This window comes from Embleya sp. AB8, from assembly GCF_049739465.1.
GTDB lineage: Bacteria > Actinomycetota > Actinomycetes > Streptomycetales > Streptomycetaceae > Embleya.
In genome coordinates, this window is the sequence record NZ_JBMHHY010000049.1 from 38,265 (window position 1) to 47,879 (window position 9,615).

At 71.1% G+C, this 9,615-nt stretch carries 8 protein-coding genes; 1 reads left to right on the plus strand and 7 read right to left on the minus strand.

The window, feature by feature from the left end:
• Window positions 1–21: 21 nt before the first annotated feature.
• The 7 genes from ABIA38_RS43450 to ABIA38_RS43480 form a co-directional block, all read right to left on the minus strand.
• The gene (locus tag ABIA38_RS43450) at window positions 22–1,158 is read right to left on the minus strand and encodes a mandelate racemase/muconate lactonizing enzyme family protein (RefSeq protein ID WP_424644564.1); all 1,137 of its coding nucleotides are present in this window, start codon (window positions 1,156–1,158) and stop codon (window positions 22–24) included.
• Window positions 1,155–2,630 (minus strand): aldehyde dehydrogenase family protein, encoded by a 1,476-nt coding sequence (locus ABIA38_RS43455; protein ID WP_424644565.1) that lies wholly within the window; start codon window positions 2,628–2,630, stop codon window positions 1,155–1,157. The genes ABIA38_RS43450 and ABIA38_RS43455 overlap by 4 nt, the downstream gene beginning before the upstream one ends.
• Window positions 2,627–3,232, minus strand: coding sequence for a thiamine pyrophosphate-dependent enzyme (locus ABIA38_RS43460; RefSeq protein ID WP_424644566.1), 606 nt, complete (start codon window positions 3,230–3,232; stop codon window positions 2,627–2,629). Before ABIA38_RS43460 ends, ABIA38_RS43455 begins: the two co-directional genes overlap by 4 nt.
• A 2-nt stretch (window positions 3,233–3,234) precedes the next feature.
• On the minus strand, window positions 3,235–3,819 hold the full coding sequence (locus ABIA38_RS43465; RefSeq protein ID WP_424644567.1) for a hypothetical protein: 585 nt from the start codon (window positions 3,817–3,819) through the stop codon (window positions 3,235–3,237).
• 191 nt (window positions 3,820–4,010) lie between these two features.
• A complete protein-coding gene (locus tag ABIA38_RS43470) occupies window positions 4,011–4,793 on the minus strand; it encodes a GntR family transcriptional regulator (protein ID WP_424644568.1) in 783 nt (260 codons plus the stop codon).
• An 85-nt stretch (window positions 4,794–4,878) separates the two neighbouring features.
• Window positions 4,879–6,318, minus strand: coding sequence for an MFS transporter (locus tag ABIA38_RS43475; RefSeq protein WP_424644569.1), 1,440 nt, complete (start codon window positions 6,316–6,318; stop codon window positions 4,879–4,881).
• Window positions 6,319–6,550: 232 nt separating this feature from the next.
• Window positions 6,551–7,276, minus strand: a complete 726-nt coding sequence (locus ABIA38_RS43480; protein ID WP_424644570.1) for a TetR/AcrR family transcriptional regulator — start codon at window positions 7,274–7,276, stop codon at window positions 6,551–6,553.
• 221 nt (window positions 7,277–7,497) lie between these two features.
• Between ABIA38_RS43480 and ABIA38_RS43485 the strand changes: the two genes are divergently transcribed.
• A complete protein-coding gene (locus ABIA38_RS43485) occupies window positions 7,498–9,027 on the plus strand; it encodes an MFS transporter (protein WP_424644571.1) in 1,530 nt (509 codons plus the stop codon).
• Window positions 9,028–9,615 lie beyond the last annotated feature (588 nt).

The window sequence follows — 9,615 nt, forward strand, 5'->3', positions numbered from 1 at the left end:
TAACCGGCGGCCGGGGCCAGTTCAGCCGCCGAGCTCGTACTTGGCCACCGCCTCCTCGTCGTACTCGACCCCGATCCCGGGGCGATCGGGCGGCAGGACGGTGTTGTCCCGGTAGCGCAGCCGGGTCGCCGGCGTGAGCAGGAGTTCGAAGTTGTAGATCCCCTTCTCCGCCGCGAAGTACTCGACCGCCAGGGCGTTCGCCACCGCCGCGGTCAGGTGCACGTGCAGGTTGTGGTGCCAGTGCGGGGCCATCTCCAGGCCGAAGCTGTCCGCGGTGTGCGCCACCCGCAACCATTCGGTGACGCCGCCGACCACACCCGCGTCGGTCTGCAGGATCGCGCCCGCGCCGGCCTGGATCAGGCCGCGGAACTCCCAGCGGGTCTGGTGGATCTCACCGACGGCGATCGGGGTGCGCACCCGGCGGCCGAGTTCGGCGTGACCCTCGATCGCCTCCGGGGACAGCGGTTCCTCGAACCACCACAGCGCGCCGTCCCCGGCCGCGCGCTCGAACGCCTCGATGGCGACCCGGGCCTCGCGTACCGAGCGATAGGCGTTGTTGGCGTCCAGGGCCAACCGCCCGCCGGCACCGATCGCCTCGACCGCCGCGGCGACCCGGCGGGCATCCTCGGCCACCGACAGGCCGCCGACCTTGATCTTGTGATCGGTGAAGCCCTGCGCGGTGTTGAACACGATCTCGGCGCGCAACGCGTCGCACCACTCGCCCTCGTCCGGCCGGTAGTAGCCGCCCGAGGCGTACGCGGGCTGCGCCGCCGGCGAGCCGCCGAGCAACACCGCGAGCGGTTGGCCGGCCCGCTTGGCCTTGAGGTCCCACAGCGCGATGTCGAGCGCGGACAGCGCGCGCAGCAGCGCCCCGCGCCGCCCGGAGAGCAGCGTCTCCTGGTACGCGCGGCCCCACAGCCCCACGATGTCGTCCTGATCGGCGCCCAGGTACACCGGCGCGAGCAGCTCGTCGACCGCACTCCTGGTCAGCGGCCCGCCGGCGGTCCCGGCGTAGGTGTATCCGGTGCCGGTGCGGCCGGTGTCGTCGGTGACCTCGACCAACACGTAGTGCCGGTCCTGGAGTTCGCGGTTGGACATCCGGGTGGGCCGGCTCACCGGGATGGCGACGGCGCGGGCGCGGATGGTGCTGATCGTCATGAGGTGCTCCGCACTGATCGGGCCGGACGGGCGGCGGTACGGTCGGCGGCGGTTCGGGCCGGGGCGGTTCCGGCGGGGGCGAGGTGCGCGGGGGCGATCCGGACGGCTTGCACGTTGGCGAACTCGACGGCGCCGTACTCGGCCAACTCGCGGCCGAACCCGCTGGCCTTGACCCCGCCGACGGGCAGCCGCGGGTCCGACTCGGAGATACGATTGACGAACACCGACCCGGCCGCGATCCCCTCGGCCAGTCGCCCGGCATGCTCCGGATCACCACTCCAGATCGAGCAACTCAGGCCGTACACCGAGTCGTTCGCGGCCTCGACGGCAGCCGCGGCGGAGTCGACGGCGTACACCGCGCCGAGCGGGCCGAACGTCTCGTCCCGAAACGCGGTGTTCCCGGTGTCGAAGACCTCGACCAGGGTGGGGGTGAACCACGCGCCGGGCCGGTCGATCGGCGCACCGCCGGCAAGCAGCCGGGCACCGCCCGCCAGCGTCGCGGCAAGCTGTTCGCGCAGCCGATCACGCAGGTCGATCCGGGCCATCGGGCCCACGTCGGTGCCGGCCGCGGCCGGCGCGCCGAGCACGAGGGTGTCCAGTTCGGCCACCGCGGCGTCGACGAACTCGTCCCGCACCGCGCGCTCGACGATCAGCCGTTTCGCCGCGATGCAGCTCTGCCCGGTGTTCAGGAACCGGGAGCGGATCGCGGCCCGGGCGGCGGCCCGTACATCGGCGTCGGCGAGCACCACGAACGGGTCGGAGCCGCCGAGTTCGAGTACCGCCTTCTTCACCGCGGCGCCCGCGCGTGCACCGACGAGCGCGCCGACCCGATTGCTCCCGGTGAACGCGACGGCCGCAATCCGGGGATCGTCGATCAGCGGGCCGATCCGCTCGGCCGGCAGCACCACGGCGTCGAGCACCCCCGGTCCGAACGCCTGGTAAAACAACGCCCGCACGGCGAGCGCACTGCCGGTGACCGAATCGGCATGCTTGAGCAGTACGGAGTTCCCGATCGCCACGGCCGGCAACATCGACCGGAACACCTGCCAGAACGGGTAGTTCCAGGGCATGATCGCCAACACCACGCCCAGCGGCAACAGTCGCACCCGCGCGGCATCCGGCGCCACCTCCACCGGGCGCGGTTCGAGCAGTCCCGCGACCCGGTCCGCGTAGTACTCGCAGGCCGTCGCGCACTTGTCCAACTCGCTCCGCGCCTGGTCCACCGGCTTGCCCATCTCGGTGGCGATCAGCAGCGCGAACTCCGGTGCGCCGGACCGCAATCGCCCGGCCAACGCGCGCAGCCGATCGGCCCGCTCGGCAGCCGGCCCGGCCCGCCGGCGGGCCACCGCGTCGACGGCGCGATCCAACATCGCGGTCGACTCGCGCGGCGTGGTGACCGGGTGGTCGGCGATGCGGGCGCCGGTGGCGGGGTCGACCGTGGTGATCGTGGCCATTTTGGAGGTCCCGGTCATCGCGCACCCCCGGGCACCGTACGCGCGGGGTCGGTCCGTACGGCCAGCCAGTCCCGGAATCGCCGCCCCAGGACCACCGGGTCGGCGAGCAGTTTGGGCACCTCGCCCGCGTTGCCGACGGCGATCCGGACGTGCAGGAACACCGGGCCGTCCAGTGCCAGGGCCGCGGCCAACTCGCCGCGCAGCCCGACCGGATCGGCCGCCCGACGCACCGTCCAGCCGGCCGCCGCGGCCAACTCGCCCAGGTCCACCCGGCCGGCGTGGGTGGGCAGATCGGCGGTGGCGCCGTAGACGCCGTTGTCGAGCAGCACCAGGAGCAACTTCGCCGGGCGCAGATACCCGCCGGTGGGCAGCACGTTGGGGTTCATCAGCAACGATCCGTCGCCCTCGATCGCCACCACGCGCGGGATCGGCGCGTCCGCCACGGCCAGCGCAAGCCCGGTGGCCACCGATCCGGCCAGGCCCATCGCGTCGAGCAGGTACAGGTGATTGGGCCGATCCGCGACGGCGGCCAGCTCGCGACCGGACGCCGCGCAGGTCACCACCACGGGCAGGTCGGCCGTCTGTTCGGCCACGATCGCCAGGGCCTCGATCCGTCGCACGGCTACGCCGCCTTTCCGTCGGTCGCCCAGAAGTGCGCCAGCACCACGACGGGGCGGAAGGTCATCCGGGCGTGGGTGCCGGCTTCGGCGATCACCGCCGTCCAGTCGCCGGGGTCGCTGCGCCGGTCGAGTTCGAAGACCCGCAGGCCCACCCGATCCAGCAGGTCGGGTACGTACTGGGACAGCGTGTGGATCATCGAGTTGTACTCGCCGAGACCGCCCCGGGTGTTCGCCACGATCAGCAGCGGCAGGTGGTAGGCGAGATTGAAGGTGGTCAGCGCGGTCAGCGCGTTGCCGAAGCCGTTGTCCTGCATGACGATCGCGCCGAACCGCCCGGCGAGCGGCAATGCGCCGAGCACACCCATCGCCTCCTCCTCGCGGGAGAGCGGGAACACCCGGGCCGAGGCCCCGTCTACGCCGCCGTCGGCCGCGACCAGTGCGGCGATCACCGGCGCGACGCTGACCGAGGGGACGTAGCCGACCAGATCGGCGCCGGCGGCCCGAATGCCTTCGGCGACGGCACTCGCGTACGGAGTCGGGGGCGAGGTCGCGGGTGGAGTCGGGGGCGGAAAGGAAGGTGGAGTCAACGCGGTTCCCCTCTCGAATGAACCGGCCCGGGTCGCATGTCCCAGCCGACCACCGGTTGGCTGTAACGTACTATCAGGCTTCAGTAGCATGCAACTGATGCTCACACTTCTCCCCGGCACGAGGCACCGGCGGCGATCCGAGCGGCCCGGAGAACGGAGGGCGCCGCGCAGCCCCGCGGCCCCTCCTCCGGTCAGCCGACCGGGTACTCCCCCGTGGTCCCGGCGATGCCCACCCAGCGCCGCCACTCGGCGACCAACCCCCAGCTGTCCTCGCTGCTGTTGGCCACCAGCAACTCGCCGGAGCGCACGATGTGTTTGCGCATGGCGCGCTCCGCGGCCACCCCGTCGCGGCGGCGCAGCGCCTCGACGATGTCGGTGTGGTCCTGCAACGCGGTCTCCACCGACTGGTACTCGGGCACGCTCAACCGCCCGTCCAGGGCCAGCGTCTGGCGCAACTCGCCGACGAACTTGGCCAGTCGCAGGTTTCCGGCGGCCCGCAGGATCACGTCGTGCAGCTTCTCGTCGGCCGCGAAGTACTCGGGGCCGGCGTCCGGATGCTCGGCCATGATCGCCAACTGGGCGGCCAACTCCGCGTCGTCCCGGGCGGTCATCACGGCGGCGGCGCTACGGCAGGCGGGTGGCTCCAGAAGCACCCGCAGGCTGCACAGTTCGACCACGCCGCGCCCGTCCGGACCGAGCACCCGCGCGCCGCGGTTGCGCTCGATCCGGACCAGGCCCAGGTCGGCCAGCTTGAGCAACGCCTCGCGTACCGGGGTCCGGGACGCGCCGAATCGCTCGCCCAGTTCGCGCGACGAGTAGAGCGTCCCGCGCTGCAGCGTCCCGAGCCGGATCGCGTCGCGGATCTCGGCGGCGATCTGCTCGGACTTGTTGTCCGACCTGCGCTCGGCCGTGCTGTCGGACCTGCTCTCGGACCTGCTGTCCGATCCGCTGTCGGAGGGCGGTTGTGACGACAAGGAGTTCCCCAGACCGGCCGAGCGCCCGGACGAAGCCCCGGCCCGCTCGACCGGAGACCGGGGCGGCCAGGATAGCCGCCGCCGGCTACCGTCCGGGTGGTGGGCCGCCCGCCTCGGCGGCGGTCGCGCCGGGCTCGGCAACCACCGCCTGCTCCGGTGTACGCCCGGTTTCCGGCGGCTCGTCCGGGGTCCGCCCGCCCCGCCCGCGCGCGACCCACCACAACCCGGCGATCACCGCCATGGCCAGCAGATTGGCCAGGATCATCACCGTCATCGACAGGCCCACGTTGCCCCCGGAGGCGTCCTGGATCCAGCCCACCGCGAACGGGCTGAGGAAACCGGCGGCGTTGCCCAGCGAGTTGATCAGCGCGATGCCGCTGGCCGCACCCGCGCCGGCGAGGAACGCGGTGGGCAACGACCAGAACAGCGGCTTCGCCGTCTGCGCGCCCATGGTGGCGACGGTGATCGCGACGAAGGCGAGTCCCGGGGTGCCCAGGCTCACCGCCGTGACGGTGAAGGTCACCACGGACACCCCGAGTGCGATCATCACCGGCTTGGCCGAGCGCTCGTCGGTGATCAGCCTGCCGGTGAGGTACATGCAGATCGCCGCCATCAGAAACGGCACCGCGGACACCCAGCCGACCTGGACGCCGCTGAGCGATCCACCCACTCCCTTGACCACCGACGGCAGCCAATACGTCAGCGGGTAGGCGCCGCACTGGAGCAGGAAGTAGACCGTGCACAGGGCCAGTACCCGGCGATCGCGGAACACCGCACGATGCCCGGCGGGCGACTCGGCCGCCCGCTCGCGCTCCTCGGCGGCCAGCGTCGTGATCAACCACTCCCGCTGCTCGGCGGTCAACCACTTGGCCTCGACCGGCCGCTCGGTGACGGTCAGGAAGAACACCACGCCCAGGATGATCGCGGGCAGCCCGCCGGTCAGGAAGATCCACCGCCAGCCGGCCAGGCCGAGCGTGCCGTCCAGGGTGTCCAGGATCCAGCCGTCGAGCGGGTTACCGATCACGCCGGCCAGCGGGATGGCCATCATGACGGTGGAAACCACCTTCGTCCGCTGCCGGTTCGGATACCAGCGGGTCAGATACAGCAGGATCCCGGGGAAGAAGCCGGCCTCGGCGACGCCGAGCACGAAGCGCAGCACGTAGATGGATTCCAGGTTCGGTACGAACGCGGTCCCGGCCGCGACGATCCCCCACGACACCATGATCCGGCTGAGCCAGATCCGCGCCCCGACCCGGACCATCACGATGTTGCTGGGCACCTCGGCGAGCACGTAGCCGACGAAGAAGATCCCCGCCGCGAACCCGTACTGGGTGCCGCTCATCCCGAAGCTGTCCTCGATGCCGAACTTGGCGAAGCCGATGTTGATCCGGTCGAGATAGCTCACCCCGTAACTCACCATCAGCAGCGGCACGACCCGGAACGTCACCTTGCGCATGGTGCGCACCTGTAGCTGTAGCGCCTCGTCGGGGGCGGGAACGGGAGCGGGGCCGAGCACACGCGTCATGTTGACCTCCGGTCGACGGCGACAAAGTGAGTGGTGGGCCGGCGTTCACCCTTTACATGCCATCACTTTGAAGTGGCATGCTACTTAGCAGCCCAAGACCCCACAAGGCCACCGCACCCCGTATCCGCGGCCGATCTGCGGCCGATCCGCGAAAAAGCGCCCGCTCCGGCGGGTGGGCCGGAACGGGCGCTCTCTCGGGCTGTGTTGGCGGGCCGGCGGACCGGCGTGGGGCCTACCCGTGCCGTAGGCGGACCGCCAGGCCGTCGAGGACACGCTGGAGGCCGTAGTCGAAGTTGGCGTCGCGGACCTGCTCGGGATCCTTGCCGCGCAGCGCCGTCTGGGTCTCCTGGAGTCGGGGGTGGTCGCGCATCGCCGCCTCGGCGCTGGGCTGGAGGCTCTCCATCCACTCCGCCTCGGTCCGGCCGCTGCGCGCGATCATCGACAGGAACGCGGCCTCGCTGGTGGCCATCCCGATCACGTAGGCCAGGATCGTACTCATCGCCTGATCGGTCTCGCTCATCTCGAACCCGGCCCGTTCGACCACGGCGAGCATGCGCTCGGACAGCCGGATCACATTGGGACCCAGCTGGACCAGGCCCACCTGGCCAAGCACCGAGGCGACCCACGGGTGGCTCAGCATCATCGCCCGCAGGCTGTACGCGCAGCGCTCCATCGCCGCGCGCCACTGCGTCGGATCGTCGATGTCCGGTACCTCGAGTTCGCCGTACACCTCGTCGACGACCAGTTCGATCAGCTCGTCCTTGTTGGCCACGTGCCGGTACAGCGACGTGGCGCCCGCGTCCAGGCGGGTGCCCAGGCGCCGCATGCTCAGCGCCTCCAACCCGTCGGCATCCAAGAGCCGTACGGCCTCGGCCACGATCTGCTCCCGGCTCAGCTGCTCCCGCTGCCGACGCGGGCGGGTCCATACCGATTCGATCGGCTTCTCGTCGGCTGACACATCGGGCTCCTCGTCTTCCGCCATCACGACTTTCCTGCTCTCCCCCGCTCTCCGAATCACCGTAGCGCACACCGTACGCATTCTGCGTACACCCGCTCCCATCTCCGATGCGCACGACGTACGCAGCTTGCGCACACTGATCCTTCATGCGTACAGTGTTCGCAAGAAGAGCACGACGTACGCAACACCATCACCGAAGACCGAAACTCGAGGGGTCCACCATGGAAAACGCCCGCCACCCGCGCCGCTGGCTCATCCTGATCGTGTTGTGCCTGAGCACCCTGGTGCTGGTCATCGACAACATGGTGCTGACCGTCTCGGTCCCGCCGATCGCCACCGACCTGGGCGCGAACGCCCAGGAGATCCAATGGATCATCGAGTCCTATGTATTGGTCTTCGCCGGCCTGCTGTTGACCGCGGGCAGCCTGTCCGACCGGTTCGGCAGAAGGCGAGTGATGATCATCGGGTTGACCGTCTTCGGCGTCGCGTCACTCGCGGCCACGTTCGCCGCCGATCCGGAACAGCTGATCGCCGGGCGGGTGTTGATGGGCATCGGCGGCGCGCTGATCATGCCGAGCACACTGTCCATCCTGATCACCGTCTTCGACGACGAGGAGCGGCGCAAGGCGATCACCGCGTGGAGCGCGGTGGCCATGGTCGGTCTGGTCGGCGGTCCGGTGGTCGGCGGCGTGCTGATCGCGCACTTCTGGTGGGGCGCGGTGTTCCTGATGAACGTACCGATCGCGATCGTCGCGATCATCGCCGCGCTCCTGCTGATGCCCGAGTCCAAGGGCCCGTGGACCAAGTCGGACCCGCTGGGCATGTTGCTCTCGATGGTCGGGATGACCGCGCTGGTGTGGACGATCATCGAGTCGGCCAAGGGCGGCCTGTCGCACCCGAGTACGCAGCTCTCGCTGGGCCTGGCCGTGGTGTGCCTGGTGTCGTTCGGCATCTGGGAGACCCGTACGGCACACCCGATGGTCCCGCTGGCCCTGTTCCGCAACCGCGTGTTCACCGGCGCCAGCTTCTCGCTCGTGCTGCTGACCTTCGCCAACGGCGGCCTGATGTTGATCCTGACCCAGTACCTCCAGTTCGTGCTCGGCTACTCGCCCAGCAAGACCGGTCTGGCCTTCGCGCCGCTGGCGGTCGCCTCGCTGCTGTTCAACGGGATCGGCGCGACGCTCGGCAACAAGATCGGCAACCGGCCGATGACGGCGATCGGCCTGGTGATCATCGCGGCGGGCTTCGGCGCACTGGCGAGCCTGCCCTCCGACGCGGGCTTCGGACTGCTCTCCGCGGCCATGGTGGTGATCGGGATCGGCGGCGGTCTGGCGATGCCGGCGGCGACCGGCGCGCTGATGGGCGCGGTACCGGCCGAGCACGCCGGCGTCGGCTCGGCGCTCAACGACACGGTCCAGCAGGCGGGTGCGGCGCTGGGGGTGGCGGTCCTGGGCAGCATCCTGTCCGGCACCTACACCGGCGCGATGCCGAACTCGGCACCCGAGCAGGCCAGGCAGTCCGTCGCCGACGCACTCACGCTGGCCGACGCCACGCACAACCACCAACTCCTCGACACCGCCCGGGAAGCCTTCACCAGCGCGATGTCGGCCTCCTTCTGGGCGGGCGCCGCCGGCGTCCTGGCCGCGGCGGCCCTGGCCCTGATCCTCATCCGCGACACCAAGCCCACCCTTTCGGAGCCCGAGACCCCCGACCCCCAGCCCGAACCGACCCTTACGGCAGCCACCAACTAACCCACCCCCACCAGCCCCTCCGAACGACCCCGACGGCCAACCGGCCGTCGGGGTCGTTCGGCACTGGGCCGCGGGGTCGTTCGGCACTGGGCCGCGGGGTCGTTCGGCACTGGGCCGCAGCGCGGGGATGGAGGGAGCCGGTGCGGGCAGTGGGCTGCGGCGACCGGGTGGGCGGAGGCCGTTCGGGAAGCGGGCCGCAGTAGCCGCATACACGTAGCCCGTTCGAGCAGTGGGGCGCAGCACGCGGGTGAGCGGGGCCGTTCGCGCAGTGGGCTGCCGCGCCCAGGTGAGCACAGGCGGTCCGGGAAGCGGGCCGCAGCGCCCGAACGGACCCGGCGGTTCCGACACCGGGTCGCAACACCCGGGTAGGCACCGGCCGTTCGGGCAGACGACCGCAGCGCCCACGTGAGCGCAAGCCGTTCGGGAAGCCAGCCGCAGCACCCGAACGCACCGGGCCGTTCCGACGCCGGGCCGTAACACCCCGGTAGGCGCGGGCCGTTCGGGCAGACGACCGCAGCGCCCACGTGAGCGCAAGCCGTTCGGGAAGCCAGCCGCAGCACCCGAACGCACCGGGCCGTTCCGACGCCG